Here is a 22010-nt window from a genome sequence, read left to right as displayed (position 1 = left end):
CTTCTTAATTGCTGGCTGCGAAGATCGCGCCGAATTCCTTCAGCGTTTCATTGCGCTTGCCATAGACTTCCTTGGCGTCGATGGTCAGGATTTTCAGGTCGTTGATCAGCGGACGATTGGCCGGAATATCGGTGCGCGATGGCATCAGATAGGTTGCGGCAACCAGTTTCTGGCCTTCGTCGGACAGCATGTAATCAATGAACTGCTTGGCCTCGTCCTGGTTCTTCGACCATTTCAGGATCATGGCCGGACGCGGCGCGACAACCGTGCCGGAAGTCGGGAAGATCACGTCGATGGATTCGCCCTTGGCCTTGCCTGCAAGCGAGATGTAATCGACCGCGCCGAAAACGGCGGCCTTAGCACCCTGAAGCACCGGGTTCAACGCTTCGGCATTGGCACCGGCGACGGTCGCGCCATTGGCGCGCAGGTTCTTGAACAAATCCCAGCCCTGCTGCGACTGAAGGGCGGCGACCAGTTCGAAGCTTGCGCCCGACTGGGCCGGATCGGGCAGGTTCACCAGATCCTTGTATTCAGGCTTGGCGAGATCGGCCCATTCGGTTGGCTTCGGCGTTTTGCTGGCCGGGTTCCACGCGATGCCAAGCGCCGAAACGCCCTGTGCGACGGCGGTTTCGGTTTTCAGGAACGCTGGCACTTTTTCGGCATTGGGGCTGGTATAGGCAACCAGCCAGTCACGCTTGGTGAAATCGGTTGCCGTGTCCCAGGATGCCGAGATCAGCACGTCCACCACCGGATTGGCGGCCTCGGCTTCGATGCGGGCCATAACCTTGCCGGTCGTGGCCTGAAACACATTGACCTTGGCGCCGGTCTTGGCGGTAAAGCCGGTGGCAAGCTTTTCGATGAGGCTGCCCGGGCCTGCCGAATAGACGGTGATGTCGGCATAAGCCGCCGTGCTGGCGAGCAATGCGGTCATAAGCGCAACGCCTGCGCCGAGAATGGATTTCGTCATGTGTGCCTCCTGAGATATTGCCTGTGATGGTCTTATTTTGAGAACCAGCGCAGCTGGCCCGGATCGATGGCGATGCCGACAGGAACACCCGGCGACAGGCGGACGGCATCGAGATAGGTCAGGTCATGCCCGGCATTCTGGTCGCCGATACGAACCGTCGTCAGATGGCCGTCACCGCGAAACTGGCTGCGCAAAACCGTGGCCGGGATCGCCGTGTCATTGAGTGGTACGCTGCGCACGGAACGCGACGGCAAAAGCACATGCGTTACCCCATCCGGGGTTTCAGTATGGGCGATGCGGATATCGGTTTGGGTGATGCGATAGGCATCGTTATACCGTTCGACCGGCACGACGCAGCCCAGACGCAGAAAATCGGCGACTTCCGGCGATTTCGGCTGGGCCACCAGCAGTTCGGGTGCGGCAAGCTGCTCGATCACGCCGCCTCGCATCACGGCAACCTGATCGGCCAGCGAGAAAGCCTCGCTCTGGTCGTGGGTAACATAGATGGCGGTCAGGCCGAGATTGGAAACGAGCTGGCCGATTTCCGTGACCATGTTTTCGCGCAGTTCACGGTCGAGATTGGAAAGCGGTTCGTCGAACAGCACCAGTCCCGGTTCGGCGACGATGGCGCGGGCAATCGCCACGCGCTGCTGTTGCCCGCCGGACATGTCGCTGATGGAGCGATTGCCGAAGCCAGTCAGCCCGACGCGATCCAGCGCGGCGGTGACGCGCTTTTCACGGTCGGCGCGGTTGATTCCGCGCATTTCGAGTGGAAAAGACACATTGCCGAAAACCGTCATATGCGGCCAGAGCGCATAATCCTGAAACACCATGCCGAGATGGCGCTTTTCCGGGGGCACGAAACTGCGGCTGGCCGCATCTGCAACCGTGACGCCATTGATCGTGACGGAACCTTTGGTCGGTGCGAGCAGGCCCGCGAAAAGGCGCAGGAGTGTCGTCTTTCCGCAACCCGATGGCCCGAGCAGGGCAAGGGTCTTTCCCTTGGGAAGCGTCAGGCTGATGTGGTTCAGAATGGTCGCCGGGCCATAGGCAAGGCTGAGACCTGCCGTCTCAACGGCAATATCTGCGGAAACTGGACGGCTATGTAACATTTGCCTGCAATCAAAACGGTTTCGCCGCTTCTATTCGGATTGCATGACGCGTGTATGACAGGCTGTGATTGCACCGTCAGAATGCAAAAACCCCGCTTGCGCGGGGTTTTGTGGTTCAGTCCGCCAGGACCAGAAGATCGTGCGAGGCGAAATGCACCGTCACCTTATCCCCGCGCTGCGGCGGTGGTTGTGTCGGGTCGTTGAACGTATCGAAGGACAGGCGGTTCTTGCCGAGCGCCACGCGTGTGCGGATGACGGAACCGAGGAAATGCACATCCTCGATGGTCGCATCCAGCGACGTGTCGTGGCTCTTGCGCGCTTCGAGGCTGACAGCTTCCGGGCGCAGCGCCAGCGTGACCGGCTTGCCCTTCGGATGATGGCCGAGCGTGTCGCGCACGGTGATCATGCGCCCGTCAAGGTCGATGCCGTTCTTGTCCGGTTCGCTGACCGAAGCTTCCAGCATGTTGAGCGTGCCCACGAAGGAGGCGACGAAGCGCGAGGCCGGGCGGTTGTAAATGTCGAAAGGCGATCCGATCTGGTCGGCGCGGCCTTCATGCATGACCACGATGCGGTCGGAAATCGACAGCGCTTCTTCCTGATCATGCGTCACGAAAACCGTGGTGATGCCGAGCTTTTGCTGGATGGTGCGGATTTCCTCGCGCAGACTGATGCGGATCTTGGCATCAAGCGCCGAGAGCGGTTCATCAAGCAGCAGCACCTGCGGCTTGGTGGCGAGCGCGCGGGCCAATGCAACACGCTGCTGCTGGCCGCCGGACATCTGGTAGGGATAGCGGTCCGCCAGATGGTCGAGGCGGATGAGGCCGAGCATTTCCTTCACCGTGGCATCGATTTCCGCCTTCGGCTTGCCCGCAACGCGCAGGCCGAACGAGACATTCTGCGCAACCGTCATGTTGGGAAACAGCGCATAGGCCTGAAACACCATGCCGATATTGCGCTGGTTGGGCTTAAGGTCCACCACGTCGGTGCCGTTGATCTCGATGGAGCCGCTATCCGGGTCTTCGAAACCGGCGATCATGCGCAGAACGGTGGTCTTGCCGCAGCCCGACGGTCCGAGGAAGGAGACGAATTCGCCCTTTTCCACGGCGAGGTTGAAATCGTGGACGACGGTATTGGCGCCGAAGCTCTTTTTCAGGTTCTTGATATTGAGAAAAGCCATGAACGTTACCCGGCGGTTGTCTTGAATTTATTGAGGCGCGAAACGAGCTGCAACATGATGATAGCGAGCCACGTAATGCCAAACGAGATGATCGCCAGCGCGGACGGTTCGTAAGCGCGGTTGGCGCCGACCAGCTGGAGATAAGGCCCGAAAGCCGGACGGTTCAAAAGCGAAGCCAGCGTGAATTCGCCGATGACGATGGCAAAGGTGATGAAAGCGCCGCTCATCACACCCGAAATCACATTCGGGAAGATGACCTTGAACATGATGGTGGGCCAGCTTGCGCCAAGGCTCTGGGCGGCTTCGGTCAGCGTGTTGACGTCGATGGTGCGCATCGCCGTATCGACGGCGCGATACATGTAAGGCAGCGACAAGGTCATATAGCCGAACATCAAAAGCAGGTCGGTCGCGCGGGTGGACGCCGTAAATGGCAGCCATGACGACGAATTATAGATGCGCAGATAGCCGAACACGATGACGATGGCCGGGATGACCAGCGGCATCAGCGTGATGAATTCCATCACCGGGCGCAACTGCGGCAGGCGCAGACGCACCCAATAGGCGGTCGGCACCACCAGCAGCACACCGAAGATGATGGTCAGGATGCCGAGCAGGATCGAATAGCCGAAGGTTGCCTGGAAATTCGGATCGGTGAACACGACACGATAGGCGTCGAAGGAATATTCGCCGCGCCGCATGCGCAGCGAGAATTCGAACGTGCCAATGAGCGGGACGAGGAAGTAGACCGCGCCAATGAAAAAGGCGATCCACGCTCCAATTTTCTGGGCTGTCGAGCCTTTCATCGCTGCCACCTTTCGGCACGCATACGCAGCCAGATATAGATCAGATTGGAAATGCCGGTGATGACGATCATGCCGAGCGCCAGTGCATAACCAAGGTTTTGGTTATGCAGAACGTCGCCGCGGATCTGCGCATAAAGCAGGATCGGCACGATGTTGAGCGACGAGCCGGTCAGCGCATAGGCGGTTGCAATAGCGCCAAACGCATTGGCGAAAAGCAGCAGTGTGGTGCCGAGCAGGCTTGGCCACAGGATCGGAAAGGCCACCATGCGCCAATATTGCGCATTGGTTGCACCGAGGATCGAGGAGGCCTCGCGCCATTCCTTCTTCAGACCGTCCAGCGCCGGCGTGAGGATCAATACCATCAGCGGAATCTGGAAGAAGAGATAGGTCAGCGTCAGGCCAAAGAAGCTCAAAAGGTTGAAGCCGGTCGCGTAGAGATTGAAGCCGAACCATTCGCGCAGCAGGATCGTCACGAAGCCGGTGCGCCCCAGCGTCGCCAGAAAGGCGAAGGCGAGCGGCACGCCGGCAAAATTGGACGCGACGCCGGAGAAGGTCAGCACGGTCGGGCGCAGCCAGGACGGCAGATTGCCTAGAACCACCGCCCAGGCCAGAAAGAAACCGATGATCGCGCCGCCAATGGCCGATGCAAGGCTGACCTTGATCGAAATCCAGTAGGCGCTCATGATCTGCGGCTGGAACAGATCATTGATGTTCTGGAGCGTGAGATTGCCCGCCGGGTCCTGAAACGCGCCGATGATGAGATACATCGTCGGCCAGATCAGGAAGAGAATGGCGAAGAGGAAAAACGGCGCCACGCCAAGCCATGTCAGCGGTAGTCGGCGTTTGCGCACGCTACCGACCGGACTGGCTGGGGCTGCTGTATCGGCTACTGAACTCATGCGCTCTTTCTTCGGCTGTTCGTTTCGCACTGCATTTCGGCTTGTGGCGCGAAGCGTGCGGAAACAGGCAAGATACACGACAGATCGGTCGAGTAGAGGCCACAAAAAGGGAAAATCGGCGTTGGACCGATTGGGGAAATCCCCGTTCAGCCCAACGCCCTTTTCATAGAACCATCGTCAGAAACGAACGAAGTCGCTTACTTGACGTTGGCGCCGACGACGCTATCCCATTCCTTGGTGATCGTTGCCTGCGCGGCGTCGATCTGTTCCAGGGTCGGGAAGATTGCCTTTTCATAGGCGGCTGCGTCCGGCAGCTTGTCCAGCAGATCCTGCGGGATCTTGCCAGCCTTGCTCATCGCGTTGAAGCGAATCGGGTGGCAATAGCCCTTCAGATAGCCAATCTGGCCTTCATCCGAATAGATGTGCTCCATCCACAGCTTCGCAGCGTTCGGATGCGGTGCGTAGGCGCTGATGGCCTGCACATAGACGCCAGCAATCACGCCCGTCTTCGGGATGATGGTTTCAACTTCCGGGTTGCCCTTCAGCGTGTCGCGGTCCGCGAGCGCGTTGTAGTCCCAGCGGATGATGATCGGGGTCGAGCCCTGCGCCAGCGACGCGGCCTTGCCGATGACCGGCACGAAGTTGCCCTTCGCGTTCAGGTCCTTGAAGAATTCCAGACCCTTCTTGCCCGCGGCTTCGCCTGGCTCTGCACCGGCTGCGATACCGGCAGCATGAACGCCGAGAATAGCCTGTGCCGAAACGCGCGGATCGCCAGCGAGCGAAACGGAGTTGGCATAGTCGCTCTTCAGGAGGTCAGCCCAGTCCTGCGGCACATCCTTGATGATGTCCTTGTTCACCTCGAAGGCCAGAACGCCGTAATAGTCGCCGTACCAGTATCCTTCAGGGTCCTTGGCGCTATCCGGAATTTCGTCCCAGGTCGAAACCTTGTATGGCTGGATCAGGCCGTCTTTCTTGGCCGAGGTGCCGAAAGCAAAGCCGACGTCGATGACGTCCGGAGCCTGCGGGCCCTTATTGTCCTTGTTGGCCTTAATGGCTTCAATTTCATCGCCCGAACCGGCATCCGGGTTCAGTTCGTTGACCTTGATTCCGTACTTGTCCTTGAAGCTCTGGATGACTTCGCCATAGCCGCACCAGTCATGCGGGAGGGCGATGGTGGTCAGTTCGCCTTCTGCCTTGGCTGCAGCGATCAGTTCGGCTGACGGCTCGGCAGCGGCGATGGAAACTCCGGCAACGGCGATAGCGGTCGAAAGCGACAGCAGACGCGCTGTATAGCTAAGCATTGTTTGACTCCCCTAATATTAGGTCGGCGAAAGCCCCCGGCCAATTCCGGAGCCCGCGCCTACCCGTTACCCGCCCGACATGACGGTTGGATGACAGTTTGCTGCTTGTCACAAATTGCCAACAACAGAAAGTGAAACACGTTTTCAGTGACTTAGCAATTCATCCCTGTGGGGGAGGAACATTTTTATGACAAGAAATGTGACAGAGCTTTCGCGGTTGTCACATTTTAAACGGAAGCTGTTCCCGCTACGACAAGGATTTGCCTGCTCGCGGCGCGGTTGTATTTTTCTCCGCGAAAAACGAAAAAACCCGAAAGGTGTTTGAACCTTTCGGGTTTCGTATGAAAGCCTGGGAGGATGCTTTCGAGGGTTAATGCCCGCCGCCACCACCGGCGACCTGCTTTGGCTTGCGCAACAGGATGGCGCAGACGGCCAGCGTGCAGAACATCATCGTCAGAATGAAAAACACGTCGATGAAGGACAGGAGCGTTGCCTGCTGCCGGACCATGCCGGAAAGTTTGGAAAGGGCGATGGTCGGGCCGTCGAGACCGGCGGCGTTGTACTTCGCCGTCAGATTGGCCACCATCTGCTCGGCTTCCGCATTGCCCCAGCGCACATGTTCGGCAAGCCGGTCGTAATGCATATCGCCGCGGCGCGTCAGGATGGTGTTGATGACCGCAAGGCCGACAGCACCGCCGAGGTTACGCGTCAGGTTGAAAAGGCCCGAGGCGTTTTTCAACAAGGCAGGCGGCAGCGTGCCCAGCGCCAGATTGTTGATCGGCACCATGCAGAGCATCAGCGAACAGCCGCGCAGGATCTGCGGGAGCAGCAACTCGTGGAAATCCCAGTCGGCGGTCAGGCCGGTGACCATCCACGTTCCGGCAGCAAAGCCGAGGAAGCCGATCATCATCATCAAACGCGGGTCCATGCGATTGGACAGGAAACCCGCAACCGGCGCCGTCATGAACATGGCCAGACCGCTGACGAACAGCGCTTCGCCGATCTGCAACGCATCATAGCCGCGCACGCTGGCGAGATAGAGCGGATAGAGATAGGTGAGGCCGTAAAGCCCGACGCCCATCACGAAGGAAAACAGCGATCCAAACGCGAAATTGACATTCTTGAAGGCGCGCAAATCCACGATTGGTTCTTCGGATGTGAAGGCGCGATAGAAGAAGAGAATGCCGCCGACGGTCATGACGATGGACAGGATGAAGATGGCTTCATCCTGCAGCCAGTCGTTGCGCGGGCCTTCTTCCAGCACATATTCCATCGAGCCGAGGAAGGCTGCCATGCCTACAAGACCCCACCAGTCGAACTTGCTCAAAAGCGAGCTGTCGCCTTCATCGAAGTCGATCAGGTTCCAGGCGGCGATGGTGACGAGAATGCCGGGTCCGACATTGACCAGAAACAGCCAGTGCCAGGAAAAAGCGTGGCTGAGATAACCGCCGACTGTCGGGCCGATGGTGGGCGCAAGCGTCGCCACAAGACCGATCATCGGCGAGACGATGGAGCGCTTGGACGGCGGGAAGATGGTGAAGGCTGCCGCGAACACGCTGGGGATCATGCCGCCGCCGATGAAGCCCTGGATGGCACGATAGACGATCATCTGATCGATATTCGTCGCGGTGGCGCAGAGCATGCTGGCCAGCGTGAAACCCGCTGCCGACAGCGTAAACAGCACGCGCGTCGACAAAAGCCGCCCGAGGAAACCGGACAGCGGGATCATGATGACTTCCGCGATCAGGTAGGATGTCTGCACCCACGAGATTTCGTCGGAACTGGCGCTCAGGCCTGCCTGAATTTCGGAAAGCGATGCCGAGACGATCTGGATGTCGAGGATCGCCATGAACATGCCGAAGACCATGGCCAGAAAGGCGACGGCCTTTTTGGGGTCGATACGGTCGTCTGCCGGGGTCATAGGCCCCATCGTGGTGTCTGCGGCCATAACGGCGCACTCCGGAATGAAAGAGAAGACGGCGCAGAGTTAAAAGCCGCGCCGCTGCTTATTCTTGCGACAGTCGTATAGCCGAACGGTTAGTTCGCCTTGTCTTCAGGGGCGGTGCGCGTATCGATGTCCACGATGACGCTCAGGCCGGCGCGAATCTTGCCGGAGTCCAGCGCATCCTGCGGGATGGCGATACGAACAGGCACGCGCTGCACCACCTTGGTAAAGTTGCCTGTGGCGTTTTCCGGCGGCAGAAGCGAGAACACCGCGCCCGAGGCCGGGGCCACCGAAACGACCTTGCCGTCGAACTTGGTGCCATCAATGGCATCGACATAGATGTGCGCCGTCTCGCCGGTCTTGATCTCGGCGAGCTGCGTTTCCTTGTAGTTGGCATCGATATAAAGCTCACCAACCGGGACCAGCGCCGCGATCTTCTGGCCGGGAGACACGAGGTCGCCTTTCTTGCCGGACAGATTGCCAACCACGCCATCGAACGGCGCGCGTAATGTAGTGAAAGCCAAATCACGGGCAGCTTTATCACGAGCAAGTTCTAGCGATTTCGTGCCGCTGTCCGTTTCTTTATATTGGGCTTTGAGAACGTCGATATTCGCCTTGGCGGAAGCGATCTGCGCATCGGCATTGGCGACATTGGCGCGTGCCTGGTCGAGCGACGACTGCGCCGTGTCGAGATCGGCCTGGGCGACAAAACGCGTTTCGTGCAGTTTCTGCACGCGCGTCAGGGTGGACTGCGCATTGGTCAGAACGGCGCTTGCCGCCTGCTTCTGGGCTTCCGCCTGCTGTTGGGTTGCCTGGGCTGCCGTCGTCTGCGCGACGATGCGGGCCAGCGTTTCCTTTTGCGTGGAAAGCTTGGCTTCTGCTTCATCAAGCGCGATCTGGTAATCGCCAGGATCAAGCTGGAAGATCACATCGCCAGCCTTGACGCGCTGGTTTGCGGCAACCGGAATATTGTCGATATAGCCCGTCACCTTCGGTGCGATGGACGCAATGTCGCCCTGCACATAGGCGTCGTCGGTCGAAACCATGAAGCGGCCAACGGTCCAATAATCATAGCCATACCAGAGGCCTGCGGCCACAGCCACGATCAAAACGCCCGGCAGCACCACGCGCTTGCCGAAACTCTTTTTCCCGCCACCTTTTGCGGTATCCTTATGCGGCGCTTCCTGCGGGTGCGCATTGGGAACAGCATGAGGCTGCGTTCTCTCATTCTGTGGCGCCTCGTTGGTCTCGGGTGCATCACCCGGCGCAAAGGTCTTGGCCGTGGGAAGTTGGGCCGTGGGAAACTGGCGAATATCGGCCTGATCTACAGACTTCTTGGCAGTCATAGGTGAAACTTTCTGCACATCCAGTGGATTGAACCGCTCGGTTCGATGTTGACATAATCCAATAAGATGCGCATATCAAGCGATATCGAACCGCTCGGTTCGAAAAATATGTAAGAGTTTTGTGATATGAAGCCCGAACGGCATACCAAAGAAAGCCCCGACACGCTTACCACGCCTGATCTTGATCGGCATGATGCGGGCGGAGCTGCGGCCAATTTCGCCGGAACGGGCAAAAAGTCGGAAAAGCTGCCAAAATCGGAAAAGTTGAAAGCCGGTTCATTTGCATGCGCGCCTGAAACCGAATGCGGACGCACGAGGCTTGGCGCTGGCCAAGATCCGGCAAAGCGCAGCCAGATACTGGAAGGCGCGCAAAGCGTGTTCCTGCGCATGGGTTTCGACGCCGCCAGCATGAACGACATCACCCGTGAGGCGGGCGTGTCGAAGGGCACGATCTACGTCTATTTCAACAGCAAAGAAGACCTGTTCGTCGCCTTGTGCGAGCATTACCGCCATACCATGTTCAGCGCCCTGATCGGCAAGCTGGACAATGGTTTCTCCAATCGTGAGGAACTGACGGAGTTCGGTATTGCGCTGGTGACGTTAATAACCTCATCGACCGCCATTCGCGCCCAGCGCATCGTTTTAGGCGTGAGCGAGCGCAAGCCGGAACTGTCGGCGCGGTTTTATGATCGGGGTCCGAAGCGCAGTCTGGTCGCCATGGCCGAATATCTGGAAAAGATGATCGAGAACGGCGTTTTGGAGCCGTTCGAGGTTGACCGGGTTGCCTATCAGCTCTCCGATCTTTTCCTTGCCGGGCTTTATCGTCCGCGTCTGTTCGGCGTGATTGCTGACGAGCCAACAGAAGAAGCTATCCGCAAGAATGTCGAAACAGCGGTCGATTTCTTCTTCAGAGCATACGGCAAGAGAAGCTGACATCACGTATTTGTACCAATAGGGAACATGCTTTTCGAAACTGTGCCTTATTTTCACTCTGTTCTTGTGTGTAACAACTTGCGGCACAATAATTGCGAGTTGCCATGAGGCGTATTTTTTTTGTCACTTATAAACAATTAAGCAGTTTGTCGGGCGCGATTCGAAACATAGTCGCCAGCAGGACATAAGGCGACAGAACGAAAGCTTAAGCGGCTTGATTCTTAAGGATATTTCGCATGACACTTGACCTGATTCATTTTCCTAATTTCAAGAAAACGTTTTTTGGAGCGGCATTTCAGAGCGACACGCTCACACTTCTGACCCGCATCCGCGATGAAGTCGGCTGCCGGCACATCATGCACGCCTATCGTGGCCGCATGAACGAGTGTGCCAAGCTGAATTCCTCCGATCTGACGTTGGTGATGACCGTTCCGACCGCCTGGTCGGCGCGCTATTCGACGAAGAACTACTTCGCCATCGACCCGATCTTCCAGGAGGATGCGCCCTATTTCTCAAACGATGGCAGCGGCATCGTGCGCGATTTGCAGGAAGATGCCGCCATCTGCCCGGCGGTTGCGGAACTGTTGCAGGACGCTGAAAAGCACGGGCTCGGCAATATTTTCATTGCCGTTTCCGCGCGCAATCCGAAAGGCGCGTCCGGCTGCACGCTGTTCTCGTTCGAGATCGACAAGGACGAGGATCGCGAACAGTTCGTGGCGAAGATGCGTCCGCGTCTGTTGAGCGTCTCGGGCGTCATTCACAACGCGCTGTGCGGCCATAAGGACGCCAGCTCAGTGGCAAGCCTGCTCACTCCGCGCGAGGTGGATTGCCTGCGTTGGGCGGCCAATGGCAAGACCGATGGCGAGATTGCCGATATTCTCAGCATCGCCCGCTGGACAGTGGTGACCTATCTGCAGAACGCCAAAATCAAGCTGAATTGCTCCAACCGCACTTCGGCGGTGGCGACGGCTCTGTCGCTCGGCATCATCGAAATGCCGGGCACCGAGCATCTCATGTAATTCAGGCAAACGCGGCTCGTTGGCGAGCCAGACATGGCGCTTCCGGGTAAAAAGGAAGCGCAGGCTACTTTATTTATTGTGTTTATTGATTGCATTTTAGAACGCAGGGCGTTCCAGCCCTGCTGGAAAATACACTAGCCGCTTGAACTGCTTGCATGACACCGGATGCGTTCGCTCGCGTCCGGTGTTTTGTATTCAGGCTCTTTTTTTCAATGGCATTCTCGCGGCGCTGAAAGCGGCTCGCAAACGCGCCGTGTTCTTCGCCGGGTCCTGATCGGCGTCTTCGAAGGTGATGTGGTTCAACTCCACACCCGCCGTCTTGTCGCTGAGGATCAAGCGGAAATAGGCGTAAACACCCTGATTGCGGAATTCCATATCCAGCACGACCGATGGAGGCGATTGCCAGTCGCAGCGATAGTCGCCGCCATGGCCCAACTCCAGTGTGCCGGGGAAGAAATAAAGCTCGGTCGCGGAGCTCACGACATCGGCAATATTGGCAAACAGCTCGCAGCGGATGAAGGCGATATAGTCAGCCGGATCGACGAGACGCAGCTCCGCCACCACTTCATGCAGGTTCTCGGCGATGATCGCTTCGCGTTCGTTCGAAAATTGCAGGCTCTTCATCGTGTCACCATCGATCCATAAGAACGGGCCAATAATATTTGGGAATAGGGCAAAGTCATAGTTGTACCATTAGTGTACCGCATGCCGCGTATTGATGATGCGGATGAGTTCGGCAACGGCTTTATAGAATTCCGGTGCGATCATCTGGTCGACATTCACCTGCTTATAAAGTGCACGTGCCAGGGGCACGTCCTCGAAGACTGGTATCGAGTGCTGGGCGGCGACTTCTCTTATCTTGAGCGCGATCAGATCCTGTCCCTTCGCAACGACGACCGGAGCGGCGTCTTCATTCGGCTTGTAACGCAGTGCTACGGAGAAATGAGTCGGATTTGCGACAATCAGGGTGGCGGTCGGCACGGCGCTGATCATGCGGCGGCGCGCGCGGTCACGTCCGAGCGAGCGCAGGCGCGATTTGACCAGCGGATCGCCTTCCGATTGCTTCAGCTCGTCTTTGACTTCCTGCCGCGTCATGCGCAGTTCCTGACGCCAGTGGATGCGCGACCAGGCAAGGTCGAAAGCCGCGATGGCGGTGATCGCCAGCACATTGGCGACCAGAAGGCGCACCATGTTCTCGCGCAGAAATTCCGGCAGCGCGCTCGGCTCGGTCGCAATTGCATCCGTGAACAGGCTGTTGCCCTGAAAGAACACGATGAAGACGATGAGGCTGGCGGCGAGAAACTTCGCCACCGATTTCAGGAATTCCACCTGACCTGAGCGCCCGAAAATGCGCTGCCACCCCTTGAGCGGCGAAATGCGCGAAGCCTGTGGACGAATGCGCTCGCCCACAATGCGCGGCGCGTTCTGGAAGGCGGACGAGGCTATGCCTGCCAGCGGAATGATGATGAAGACCGGCACAAGGGCTGCGCCAACCGCCAGCGCCAGCACGCTGAACAGGCGGCTAGCATCCTCGGCGCTGTTGAGAACCCAGTCCTCGGGACGGTCGATCAGTTCGCGCAGGAAGACTGCGAGCTTTGTCGTGGCGGGTGCGGCGACAAACACGGCGATGACCAGAAACGAGGCGACGCCAGCGAGTATCGGCGTTTCGCGGGAGAAAGGCATATTGCCCTTTTCCAAGGCGTCGCGGATCTTCTGCTCGGTCGCTTCTTCTGTTTTGCTTTCCTTATCGGTATCGTCCGCCATGCGTCACACGCGCACTCACGCAGAGGCTTCGTTGGCGTCGAGGGTGATGATGCCCCGCTCGGAAAGGTCGATGGCGATGCGCGAAATCGTGCGGCGTGCGTCTGCGATATTCTGGGCGGTGATATTGCCCTGCTCGGCGCCAAGCTCCGTTTCCACCATGCGGCGGCCACGGGTGGAGAGCGAGGACAAAACGAGTTCCTGAAGCCTGGCGTCTGCACCACGCAGCGCGGTTGCGATCTGTTCGGTCTGCACTTCATCGAAGAGCAGCAGACGCGCGCGCTGCGACAGGCGCTCGATATCTTCGAAGGTGAAGAGCTTGGCCTTGATGCGGTTGAGGTCGTCGCGATTGAGATCTTCAAGGCTCGCCATCAGTTCTTCCATCTCGTTCTTGTCGAGCTGGTTGAAGATATTGGCAATCTGGCCGTGATGGGCTTTGACCGGGCCGGAATCGCTGCGGCCAAGCAGATCGCGGCGCAGCACATCTTCCAGCAGTTCGGCTGCGGCGGGCGCGACATTGCCGATATGCAGCGAGCGCTGCACGACGGCATTGCGCAGCTGCGGCGGCAGGGCGACGAACAGGCGCGCGGCAAGGTCCGACGGCAGTTTGGAGACGATATAGGCGATGATCTGCGGATGCTGGTCGGCCAGATAGGCTTGCAGGCTGTCAACCGGCAGGCGACCGAGCTGCACCCAGACCGATTCCTGCACCAGCTGCGGCTGCACGCGTTCTTCGAACACGGCATCCACTTCTTCCTGCGGCAGCGTATCGCGCAGCAGACCTTCGAAGCGCTGGGCGGCTTCCGAAACGGGCGCGCCCTCGGCAAATGAATCCTCGAATTCCTTCACCAGCTGTTCGAAATCGAGCGGCGAGATCGGGTCCAGCGTGCGGGAATGACCGGCAAGCTTGCGCAGGTCCTCGGCGCTGAAATGCTTGAGAAGGCGTGACGCAGCCGGACGGCCAATAGCCACGAGAATGGCTGCCGCCTTTTGTGCGCCGCTCAGCGTATCGATGATGCCGCTCGCGCTTTCTTCAGTGATGGCCTGCTGCTCTTTTTCGGTCATGGAGATATCCGGGCCGATCCGTTATTTGCCGATGATTTCGGTGAGGCTGACGCCGAAACGCGAAGAATCATCTTCGAGTACGATGACTTCGCCGCGAGCGATCACGCGACCGTTGACGACGATATCGACCGGATCGCCGATCTGCTTGTCGAGGGTGATAACCGCGCCGCGACCGAGCTTCATCAGATTGGCCACCGGCATAGTCGTGCCGCCGAGAACCACCTGCACATCGACGGGAATGCCCATGATGAGTTCGAGATTAGGCTTGGAAGCGCCTTTCTGCGCGCTGCGCGGCTTTTCCTCGCGCAGTTCCTCGATGGCTTCGTCCAGTTCCTGCTGCATGTTCTTGTCCTTGTTGTCAGCGCTCATGCCTGCCCCGCAATATCAACGGTTGCCTTGCGGACCGCGCGATGCACGAACACCGGCAGCGCATTCTTTTCTTTCTGCTCGACAATCGGTTCGCGGGTGCGAACGGCACTGTCGGCAACGGTGCGCGCTTCGCGCATGTCGCGGGTCAGCGCCTTGCGCAAGCGGTTCAGTTCCTCGATGGCTTCTTCCATCTCGCGGCGCACGCGCTGGGTTTCGCCAAGGCGGGCTTCGAGTTTTACATTTTCATCGACAAGATCGGTGCGCTCGCTCTGGATCGCCTTCACGGCGCGTTCCAGACCGTTGGAGGCAGCCGCGACGCGCAGCGCAAGCACCTTGCCAAGCTTGATCGTTTCGTTGGCCTTGCGCCCGACCACGATCAGCGCGCCCAGCGAAACAAGGGCCATCAGCGTGGAAAGAATATTAGCCAGCAACAAGCTCATCGATAAAATCCTCTTCCTGATTGACCGGGTCGCCGACCTTGACGGTGAAATGAATGCCCGACTTGCCGAGCGAGCATTTGAAAAGCTGCTGGTTGCCCGAGCGCAGACGCACCTGCTCCATGGCGTCGGCAGGCAGCTTCAACACCTGTCCGATCTCGAGTTTCGACAGCGCATCCAGCGTCATCGAACCTTGCTGGATGAAGCCTTCAAGCTCGATACGGGCGCGGCTGACTTCCTGACGCAGCTTCTTGGCCCAGCTCGGATCGGCCTGGTTCATGGGGCGGCGCAGAAAAGCGGCGACGGCATCCTGCATTGGCTTATGGGTGCTGCGGGGCAGCAGAAGGTGGACTTGTCCGGTCTTGCCCGCCGCCGTCACATCGATCCGGCAAGCGAAAAGCCGCGACCGTTCGAAATCGGTGCGGTCGAATTCGGCGATATCGATGCATTCACCGGCAACGAACATCGACTGCGCATTTGCCACCCAGCCCGATAGGGAACCGGCGTTGAAAACCTGATCCAGCGCACCGGCGAGATGGCCGGAAAGAAGGGCGGAAATCTTGTGTTCGACCATGCCGAACGGGCGCTCGACATCGACTTGGCCCAGATTACCCTGCGCGCCATACATGGCCTCGATGATCAAGAAGACCAGCGGCGCATCGACGGTCAGATAAAGCGTCGAGCCCCAGCGTTCGACTTTAAGCGGCGCGATGATGGCGGCGCTGTCGAGAATGGCGGCGAAACCCGCGTCATCGGTGCTTTCCACCGCACCGGCTTCCACTTCGAAAGCCGCCGCGCAACCATGTTTCAGCCGCTCGCAGAAATGCGTGGAGGCATCCTTGAACACATGGGCAAGCGACTTCAGATCGTCGCCGGACAATCCGGCTGCGCGCAGCAGATTGTCGGCCAGCACGTTATTCTTGCGGTGTTGTTCCGCCATGGTCGTTTCAACCGACGTTTCAGGGGTGGTTTCGGGCGTCGTCATCTTATGCGGCCTGCTGCGTGGGCGCGCTGGCCATGGTTTCCTGCTCCACCACATCGATGGTCGGGCGGTCATAAGCGGAGATGGTCTTGCGCCCATATTCCACGGCGATCTGCGGCAGCGAGCCGTTCATATAGGCAAGCAGCGTCTGCTTCACGACGACATAGAGACGGTTCTTCTTTTCGCGGGTCGATTTGATCTTGGTCGCGATGGGACCGACAACGCCATAGGAAAAGAAGATACCGGCGAAGGTGCCGACAAGGGCTGCACCGATCAGATGACCGAGCACTTCCGGCGACTGGTCCAGCGCGCCCATGGCCTTGATCACGCCGAGAACAGCGGCGACGATCCCGAGCGCAGGCAGGGCTTCCGAAATGGTGACCATGGCCTGATAGGGCTTCAGCTTGTCGCGGGCGATGGTGTGGATTTCCTCGTCCATCAGCGCTTCGATCTCGTGCGAGCGCACATTGCCGACGATGATGAGGCGGCAGTAATCGCAGATGAAATGGGTGAGGTCTTCGTTTTTCAGAACGCTCGGATAGGCCTGAAAGATCGGCGATTCCTTGGGATTGTCGATATGGACTTCGACTTCATTGCGCGACTTGGCGCGCAATTCGCGCATCAGGCTGTAGAGCAGGCCCAGAAGATCGAGATAATCGCGCTGCTTGGGCACGGCGTTGCTGAACGCCTCCATGCAGGCGCGACCGGTATCCTTCACCAGCGAAAACGGATTGGCGACGAAGAACGTGCCAAGCGCTGCGCCCAGAATGATGACGAATTCCCAAGGCTGGATGAGCACGCTCACATGTCCGCCCATGGCGATGAAACCGCCCAGCATACAGCCCAGTGTGATGGCGAGACCGATGATAATGCCCAAAGCCCGAGACTCCCGCAGAATAGTTCTTTGAGCCGAACATAGGCAGCGCGGCTTGCGCGAAGCTTGCCGAGGTCGCCCGAGGACTATTGGGCGCCATCAGCTTCGGACAAGCTTGATCGCGCATAAAGGGCGCAACTATCAGCAGGGGGTCATGCCTATGGTCGATACGATGACGAGCTATCGCCTGATCGCGTCGGATATGACGCGGTCTTTGCAGCGCGTTTCGAAAGAACCTTTGGTGTCGCGCGAAACGGCCTATTTCCAGGAAAACATCGGCAATGTGAAATCGATTGACGATTTCATGTCCGACAGCCGCCTTTACAATTATGCGATGAAGGCGTTCGGTCTGGAAGACATGGCCTATGCAAAGGCTTTCGTGCGCAAGATTCTGACGGAAGGCGTCACGAGCGACGACGCCATGGCCAACAAGCTGACCGACAAGCGCTACAAGGAATTCGCGACCGTCTTCGACTTTGCGGGCAAGGGCGCCGAGGCTACCCAAAGCACCGAGGCGCAGCAGGGTGTGGTGGACAAATATTTGCGCCAGACGCTGGAAACCGAAGCCGGTGGCCAGAACGAAGGCGTGCGTCTGGCGCTCTATTTCGAGCGCAAGGCTTCGAAGATCACCAATGCCTATGAAATCCTCGGCGACAAGGCCTTGCTGACCACGGTGCAGACGATATTCAGCTGGCCTGCGGCCATGTCCAATGCCGATGTGGACAAGCAGGCCAAGATGCTTGAGGCCAAGATCGACTTTTCCAAAATGTCCGATCCCGATTATGTCTCGAAACTCATTTCGCGTTTCACGGCCATGTATGAAATGAACAACCCGACCTCAAGCAGCCCGGCATCCATCGCCTCGCTGCTGCTCGGCAGCGCGTCTTCGGTTGGCATCTCGACCGATATTCTTACCACCTTGCAAAGCTTCAAGCCGGGCGGTCGCTGATCCATGCAGAATAATTCGATCTATGTCGGGCTTTCCTCGCTCATTACGCTTGAACGGCGAATGGATTCGATTGCCCAGAATGTCGCCAATGTCTCGACGGTCGGTTTCCGGGGCGAGGGCACCAAGTTCGATTCGATTGTCTCTAAAAAGGCAAGCGACGATGTGAGCTTTGCCAGCGCCGGCAAGAGCTATATCCGCACCGAACCCGGCCCGCTGGTCAAGACGGACAACCCGCTTGATATTGCGGTCAAGGGCGATGCGTGGCTGTCGCTCAACACACCGCAGGGTCAAATTTTCACCCGCGACGGGCGTATGAAGATGCTGGCGACCGGCGAGCTGGTTTCAATGATGGGCTATTCGGTGCTCGATGTCGGCGGCGCGCCGATCATGCTCAATCCGGATGGTGGCGCGCCGAAGATTTCCGCCGATGGCGCGGTCTATCAGAATGGCGCGCAGATCGGCGCTCTCGGGCTTTACTCCATTCCCGCCGATGCCGAGCTGAAATATGCAGGCAATTCCGGTGTGATCCCAAACAAGGCTGCGGCGCCGATCTTCGACGATAACAGCATCGGCGTTGTGCAGGGCATGATCGAAGGCTCGAATGTCGACGCCATGACCGAGATGACGCGTCTCATCAGCGTCAGCCGGGCCTTTGAGCAGGTCAATAATCTTTTGACCCAGCAGGAAGCGACCGTGTCTGAAGCGATCAAGACGCTGGGCTCCAAAAACGGATGACGCCAGACCTACCGCTCGCGCGGCTTGCCGCCTTTGCCCGTCAACAGGCCGTAGAGCCGAAGCCCGTGTCCGGTATCGGCGGCACGGTCAGCGACGTGTCGCGCTCGGCGATTGCCGTGCGCGGGCTGTCACGCGATGCGCGGCTTGGCGATGCGGTGGCGATAAGGGCTGTGGGCGGCACCAGTCTGGCGGAAATCATTCGCGTTGCCGACAGGCAGGTTCTCGTCAAACCTTTCGACGACCGGATCATTCCCTCATTGGGTGCAGCGGTCTTCGAAGAAGGACCGCTCAGCATCCGTCCGGCGCTCGAATGGCGCGGGCGGGTGATCAATGCGCTGGGGCAGCCGATTGACGGCAGGGGTGCGCTTTTGCCCGGTCCACGCCCGATGGCATCCGAAAATCTGGCACCAGCCGCGCTGCGCCGGGGGCGCGTGGATCGCGGGCTTCGCACCGGCGTTGACGTGATCGACATTTTCACGCCGCTCTGCTTCGGCCAGCGCATCGGCATTTTTGCCGGTTCCGGCGTCGGCAAATCCACGCTGCTCGCCATGATGACGCGCGCCGCCGATTTCGACACGGTGGTGCTGGCGCTGACCGGCGAGCGCGGACGTGAAGTGCGCGAGATGCTGGAAGAAACCATGGTTGGCCATCTCGACAAGACCATCACTGTCGTTGCAACCGGCGATGAAAGCCCGATGATGCGCCGTCTTGCGCCCAATACCGCGACGGCCATTGCGGAATATTTCCGCGATCTCGGCCAGAATGTGCTGCTGATTGTCGATTCCGTCACGCGCTTTGCCCATGCGGCGCGCGAGGTGGCGATTGCGGCGGAAGAGCCGCCGGTTTCGCGCGGTTATCCGCCGAGCGTGTTCAGCCAGTTGCCACGCCTTCTGGAGCGGGCGGGGCCGGGCAGCGCCGATTCAGGCGGCAGTATTACCGGCATCTACTCGGTGCTCGTCGATGGCGATGACCACAATGACCCGGTTTCCGACACCATTCGCGGCACGCTGGACGGGCACATCGTGCTCGACCGGACGATTGCGGCGCTGGGGCGCTTTCCGGCGGTCGATGTTCCGGGTTCGGTTTCACGCCTCGCCAAGCACAACTGGACGGCGGAACAGCGCAAGCTTGTCAGCCAGCTTCGCAGCATGGTGGCCCGCTTCGAGGAAACGCGCGATCTGCGCGCCATCGGCGCGTATCAAAAGGGGCATGACGGGATTCTGGATCAGGCGGTGGATCTCGTTCCGCGCATCTATGATGCCTTGCAGCAGTCCCCAGAGACACCGCGTTCAGACGATCCCTATCAGAAACTCGCCGCCGCCTTGCGCGGGGAAAAACAGGCATCCAATCCATGATGACGGGCAACAAGAACCGACGCAAAAACGCCGAAGAAAAGCTATTGGCCGATCTGGAAGCGGAAGTGAGCGCCGCCGCCGCACAGGAAGGTGGCAAGAAACCCCACAGCAAGGTTGACCGCTATCTGAAGATTGCGGCGGTCACGCTGGCGGCTGGCTGCGCGATGCTGCCCTTCATCACCTATCTCCAGCGCATGGAGCTTGCGCCTGCCGAAAAGGCGGAACGCAAGATCATCGATCCGCTGGACCGTTCGGAGCAGAAAACGGTGCGCCGCTTTCCGTCCTTCCGCCCGTCGGATCGCGTTTCCCCCAGTGCGGATATCGATAACACCATGACCGGTTCGGTCATGTCCAACGGCAAGGGCCTGCCGGGAACTGGCGCTGGCACTGGCGGCGCAGGCGGCGGCGATGGACAGGCTTTCCCGAAGCCGGTCTTCGCGCTGCGCGAGGTCGTCGGCGGGATGGCAATGATCGAGGATACGTCCGGCTACTGGTTCGTGGAAAAAGGATCTCTGTTGCCCGATGGCAGTCGCCTTGTTTCCATCGGTCGGGGGTCGGGAACCTGGCAATTGACCACGTCGTCAGGCGACGTGATTGAAATGCGGAGATAGGGGAGTAGGGCAGTAAGGGAATAGGGGAGTATGTTGGCCTTGCGCGATCAGCGCTCTCTTGGAAACTACGATATACCATTCCCCAAAAACATATTCCCTTACTGCCCTATTCCCCTACTCCCTTAACCTTCGCAAGCTTGACGCAAGTTCCGCCCCGTAAGTTAACCAACGGTAAAGGCGGGAAACTCCATGAGCTCCATTCATCTTTTCGATCTGGCCGCAAGGCAAGTGCAGTGGCTGTCGGTCCGACAGGCCACCGTCGCTGGCAATGTCGCCAATGCGAACACGCCGGATTTCAAGGCGCGCGACGTTCAACCCTTCACCGATGTGCTGGACAAGACGCAGCTCACCATGGCTGCGACGAGTCCGCAGCATCTGGAATTCGAGGCAAACGGCATCGCAGGCGCACGCCTGCGTCCCGACGACATCACCGAGCAAACCCATTCCGGCAATACCGTCGATGTCGAACAGGAAATGATGAAGGCAGGCGAGATTTCCCGCGAATATTCGCTCAACACCAGCATCGTCAAAGCGTTCCACCGCATGATGCTGTCGGTCGCGAAGGGATAATCCATGTCTTCCGACGCCTTGCAGAATTCCCTGAAGATCGCAGCCTCCGGCCTTTCGGCCCAATCGACACGTCTGCGTATCGTTTCGGAAAACATCGCCAATGCCCAGTCGACGGGCCAGACGGCGACCGACGATCCCTATCGCCGCAAGACCGTTTCCTTCCGCACCGAGCTGGAGCATGGCACGGGTGCCGCAGAAGTGCGCGTGGCCGAAGTGGGCAAGGATACCTCGCCCTTCGTCGAGCAATATGATCCGAGCCACCCCGCCGCCGACGCGCGCGGCTATGTCCGTTACCCGAACGTCAACATGGTCGTCGAAATGGCGGACATGCGTGAAGCCAACCGTTCTTATGAAGCCAATTTGCAGGTCGTCAGGCAGGCGCGTGAGCTGATCTCGATGACCATCGATCTCCTGAGGAGCACATAATGTACGACTCGATCATGAGCATTTCGGCGCGCAATGCGCTGTCGCGCCTTTCCGAAACCGTCGCCGGGAATGGCGTCGGTTCTGCCGCTTCCACGGCGGCTCCACAGGCTGTTCCCGCAACGCCGGGCGCATCCTTTGGTGAAGTCCTGTCGCAGATGACGGATTCGGTCGGCCAGAAATTGCAGGCGGCGGAAGCCACCTCCATTCAGGGCATCAAGGGCGATGCGCCGGTGAATGAGGTGGTCAGCTCCGTCATGGAAGCTGAACAGTCGCTCCAGACCGCAATCGCGATCCGCGACAAGATCGTGCAAGCGTATCTCGAGATCAGCCGCATGTCGATTTAAAGCATTTCCAGCAAAAGTGCGAAGTGGTTT

At 58.9% G+C, this 22010-nt stretch carries 24 protein-coding genes; 9 read left to right on the top strand and 15 right to left on the bottom strand.

Annotated features, from left to right (window positions below; translation table 11 throughout):
- Positions 1-4: 4 nt before the first annotated feature.
- The 8 genes from D8666_RS13810 to D8666_RS13775 all read right to left on the bottom strand — a co-directional run bounded on the left by D8666_RS13810 (position 5) and on the right by D8666_RS13775 (position 9550).
- On the bottom strand, positions 5-967 hold the full coding sequence (locus tag D8666_RS13810; protein ID WP_109367914.1) for an ABC transporter substrate-binding protein: 963 nt from the start codon (positions 965-967) through the stop codon (positions 5-7).
- Between the two features lie 32 nt (positions 968-999).
- Positions 1000-2079, bottom strand: a complete 1080-nt coding sequence (locus D8666_RS13805; RefSeq protein WP_121538388.1) for an ABC transporter ATP-binding protein — start codon at positions 2077-2079, stop codon at positions 1000-1002.
- A 115-nt stretch (positions 2080-2194) separates the two neighbouring features.
- Complete coding sequence (locus D8666_RS13800) at positions 2195-3256, bottom strand: ABC transporter ATP-binding protein (RefSeq protein WP_109367912.1); 1062 nt, start codon at positions 3254-3256, stop codon at positions 2195-2197.
- Between the two features lie 5 nt (positions 3257-3261).
- The gene (locus D8666_RS13795; protein ID WP_109367911.1) at positions 3262-4059 is read right to left on the bottom strand and encodes an ABC transporter permease; all 798 of its coding nucleotides are present in this window, start codon (positions 4057-4059) and stop codon (positions 3262-3264) included.
- Entirely contained in the window at positions 4056-4958 is a 903-nt protein-coding gene (locus tag D8666_RS13790) for an ABC transporter permease (RefSeq protein WP_109367910.1), read from the bottom strand. Before D8666_RS13790 ends, D8666_RS13795 begins: the two co-directional genes overlap by 4 nt.
- A 197-nt stretch (positions 4959-5155) precedes the next feature.
- Positions 5156-6259, bottom strand: a complete 1104-nt coding sequence (locus D8666_RS13785; protein ID WP_109367909.1) for an ABC transporter substrate-binding protein — start codon at positions 6257-6259, stop codon at positions 5156-5158.
- 370 nt (positions 6260-6629) lie between these two features.
- Positions 6630-8207 (bottom strand): DHA2 family efflux MFS transporter permease subunit, encoded by a 1578-nt coding sequence (locus tag D8666_RS13780; protein WP_109367908.1) that lies wholly within the window; start codon positions 8205-8207, stop codon positions 6630-6632.
- A gap of 89 nt (positions 8208-8296) precedes the next feature.
- On the bottom strand, positions 8297-9550 hold the full coding sequence (locus tag D8666_RS13775) for an HlyD family secretion protein (RefSeq protein ID WP_121538386.1): 1254 nt from the start codon (positions 9548-9550) through the stop codon (positions 8297-8299).
- Between the two features lie 126 nt (positions 9551-9676).
- On the opposite strand from D8666_RS13775, the gene D8666_RS13770 reads away from it, so the two are divergent.
- Entirely contained in the window at positions 9677-10483 is an 807-nt protein-coding gene (locus tag D8666_RS13770) for a TetR/AcrR family transcriptional regulator (RefSeq protein ID WP_109367906.1), read from the top strand.
- A gap of 236 nt (positions 10484-10719) precedes the next feature.
- Entirely contained in the window at positions 10720-11502 is a 783-nt protein-coding gene (locus D8666_RS13765; protein ID WP_109367905.1) for a helix-turn-helix transcriptional regulator, read from the top strand.
- 195 nt (positions 11503-11697) lie between these two features.
- Here D8666_RS13765 and D8666_RS13760 read toward each other — a convergent pair whose 3' ends face one another.
- From D8666_RS13760 to motA, 7 genes are all read right to left on the bottom strand, one after another.
- Positions 11698-12126, bottom strand: a complete 429-nt coding sequence (locus D8666_RS13760) for a BspJ family T4SS effector nucleomodulin (protein WP_109367904.1) — start codon at positions 12124-12126, stop codon at positions 11698-11700.
- Positions 12127-12195: 69 nt separating this feature from the next.
- The gene (gene flhB / locus D8666_RS13755; RefSeq protein WP_109367903.1) at positions 12196-13266 is read right to left on the bottom strand and encodes a flagellar biosynthesis protein FlhB; all 1071 of its coding nucleotides are present in this window, start codon (positions 13264-13266) and stop codon (positions 12196-12198) included.
- 15 nt (positions 13267-13281) lie between these two features.
- Positions 13282-14328, bottom strand: coding sequence for a flagellar motor switch protein FliG (locus tag D8666_RS13750; protein WP_109367902.1), 1047 nt, complete (start codon positions 14326-14328; stop codon positions 13282-13284).
- 21 nt (positions 14329-14349) lie between these two features.
- Positions 14350-14697 (bottom strand): flagellar motor switch protein FliN, encoded by a 348-nt coding sequence (gene fliN, locus D8666_RS13745; protein WP_109367901.1) that lies wholly within the window; start codon positions 14695-14697, stop codon positions 14350-14352.
- Entirely contained in the window at positions 14694-15137 is a 444-nt protein-coding gene (locus D8666_RS13740; protein WP_109367900.1) for a BAB2_0123 family type IV secretion system effector, read from the bottom strand. Before D8666_RS13740 ends, fliN begins: the two co-directional genes overlap by 4 nt.
- On the bottom strand, positions 15118-16074 hold the full coding sequence (locus D8666_RS13735) for a FliM/FliN family flagellar motor switch protein (protein ID WP_109368049.1): 957 nt from the start codon (positions 16072-16074) through the stop codon (positions 15118-15120). The genes D8666_RS13740 and D8666_RS13735 overlap by 20 nt, the downstream gene beginning before the upstream one ends.
- A gap of 46 nt (positions 16075-16120) precedes the next feature.
- Positions 16121-16993 (bottom strand): flagellar motor stator protein MotA, encoded by an 873-nt coding sequence (motA, locus tag D8666_RS13730; RefSeq protein ID WP_109367899.1) that lies wholly within the window; start codon positions 16991-16993, stop codon positions 16121-16123.
- A 157-nt stretch (positions 16994-17150) separates the two neighbouring features.
- On the opposite strand from motA, the gene D8666_RS13725 reads away from it, so the two are divergent.
- The 7 genes from D8666_RS13725 (at position 17151) to fliE (ending at position 21980) form a co-directional block, all read left to right on the top strand.
- Positions 17151-17939 carry a DUF1217 domain-containing protein gene (locus D8666_RS13725; RefSeq protein WP_109367898.1) on the top strand — a complete coding sequence of 263 codons (789 nt, stop codon included), beginning with the start codon at positions 17151-17153 and terminating at the stop codon, positions 17937-17939.
- 3 nt (positions 17940-17942) lie between these two features.
- On the top strand, positions 17943-18674 hold the full coding sequence (gene flgF / locus D8666_RS13720) for a flagellar basal-body rod protein FlgF (protein ID WP_121538384.1): 732 nt from the start codon (positions 17943-17945) through the stop codon (positions 18672-18674).
- A complete protein-coding gene (gene fliI, locus D8666_RS13715; RefSeq protein ID WP_109367896.1) occupies positions 18671-20029 on the top strand; it encodes a flagellar protein export ATPase FliI in 1359 nt (452 codons plus the stop codon). The genes flgF and fliI overlap by 4 nt, the downstream gene beginning before the upstream one ends.
- A complete protein-coding gene (locus D8666_RS13710) occupies positions 20026-20640 on the top strand; it encodes a hypothetical protein (protein ID WP_109367895.1) in 615 nt (204 codons plus the stop codon). The genes fliI and D8666_RS13710 overlap by 4 nt, the downstream gene beginning before the upstream one ends.
- Positions 20641-20829: 189 nt before the next feature.
- Positions 20830-21210: a flagellar basal body rod protein FlgB gene (flgB, locus tag D8666_RS13705; protein ID WP_109367894.1), complete on the top strand. Its 381-nt coding sequence runs from the start codon at positions 20830-20832 to the stop codon at positions 21208-21210.
- 3 nt (positions 21211-21213) lie between these two features.
- Positions 21214-21636 carry a flagellar basal body rod protein FlgC gene (gene flgC / locus D8666_RS13700; protein ID WP_109367893.1) on the top strand — a complete coding sequence of 141 codons (423 nt, stop codon included), beginning with the start codon at positions 21214-21216 and terminating at the stop codon, positions 21634-21636.
- Positions 21636-21980: a flagellar hook-basal body complex protein FliE gene (gene fliE, locus D8666_RS13695; protein ID WP_109367892.1), complete on the top strand. Its 345-nt coding sequence runs from the start codon at positions 21636-21638 to the stop codon at positions 21978-21980. Before flgC ends, fliE begins: the two co-directional genes overlap by 1 nt.
- Positions 21981-22010 lie beyond the last annotated feature (30 nt).

Origin of the sequence: Ochrobactrum soli (assembly GCF_003664555.1) — a bacterium.
GTDB lineage: Bacteria > Pseudomonadota > Alphaproteobacteria > Rhizobiales > Rhizobiaceae > Brucella > Brucella teleogrylli.
Note: the sequence above shows the minus strand (reverse complement) of the source record. Positions and strands in the feature narration are given on the sequence as shown.